Annotated in this window: 1 protein-coding gene; it reads left to right on the plus strand. The window is 36.8% G+C overall.

The window, feature by feature from the left end:
- Window positions 1–1,055: IS110 family RNA-guided transposase (locus HNP81_RS23595; RefSeq protein ID WP_182504193.1), on the plus strand; the 1,055-nt coding region annotated here is incomplete at its 5' end.
- Between the last annotated feature and the right edge of the window lie 134 nt (window positions 1,056–1,189).

A 1,189-nucleotide genomic window follows, 5' to 3' on the forward strand; every position in this document is an offset into this window, starting at 1 on the left:
TAGAAGCGACAGGTCACTATCATGCCCCAGTTGTACAGTTTTTAGAAGCAAGAGAGTACATTGTCATCATCGTAAATCCACTCGTATCTTATCGAGCAAAAAGCTCTAATTTGCGAAAAACGAAAACAGATGCCATTGATGCTTATCACTTAGGTGAGATGTACTACAAAGAGGATTTAGAGCCTCAGAAAAAGCGAGGTATTCAATTATTAAACCTTCGGCATCTAACAAGACAACATGAAAATATGACGGGAATTATGGTTCAAACAAAGCTTCAATTCCAAGCTATATTAGATCAAATATTCCCTGAATACAAAGGTGTTTTTGGGAACTTATATGCCGAAATTTCATTAAAAACTTTACAAACCTTCCCTACCTCCGAGTCTGTCTTAATAGCTGGTGTCGAAGAAATTGCACAGTTTATTAATATGTATTGTAAAGCACGTTCATTTGATTGGGCGCTTGAAAAAGCAGAGGAATTAATCGTAGCTGCAAAACGCAACCCATTTCAATCAACCCTTTATCATAGCCTTCTTGTCAGTCTGAATATGTATATAGATTTACTTCAAGCGTACCACCAACAACTTTCTACGTTGGAGCGTGAGATTGATCAGTTAGCGGTACAACTTGAAGAATATGAACTACTCCAAACAATTCCCGGTATAGGTGAAAAAATCGCTGCAACGATTATTTCTGAAATCGGGGAAATTGATCGGTTTAGTCATCCCAAAAAGTTAGTTGCCTTTGCAGGACTTGATCCAAGTGTGTTTGAATCAGGACGCTTTAAAGGTACAAAAAATCATATTACCAAACGTGGCTCAGCTAGGCTTCGCCGTATGCTTTATACAGCCGTTCGCTGCTCTATACGTGATAGCCGGAAAAAGAAAACAACTGACGAAACTATAGCACGAAATAAGAGATTACGAGCCTTCTACGACTTGAAACGCGAAGAAGGTAAACCATACAAAGTAGCTATTATCGCTTGCGCTAATAAGCTTTTACACTGGATTTATGCAATGTTAAAAACGAAAACACCGTTCCAAGAAACCATTTAGTAACAATATTTTCAAATACAACAAAAACCTTCCAAATTAGATTCGGAGGGTTATTTGAGTTGTTCATTTTTAGTATAGCATGAAGTGATTTTTAATTTAAAAGATTTTTATTGACAATCTATTAGCTGGTTTAA

This window comes from Peribacillus huizhouensis, assembly GCF_014138605.1.
Taxonomy (GTDB): Bacteria; Bacillota; Bacilli; order Bacillales; family DSM-1321; genus Peribacillus; species Peribacillus huizhouensis.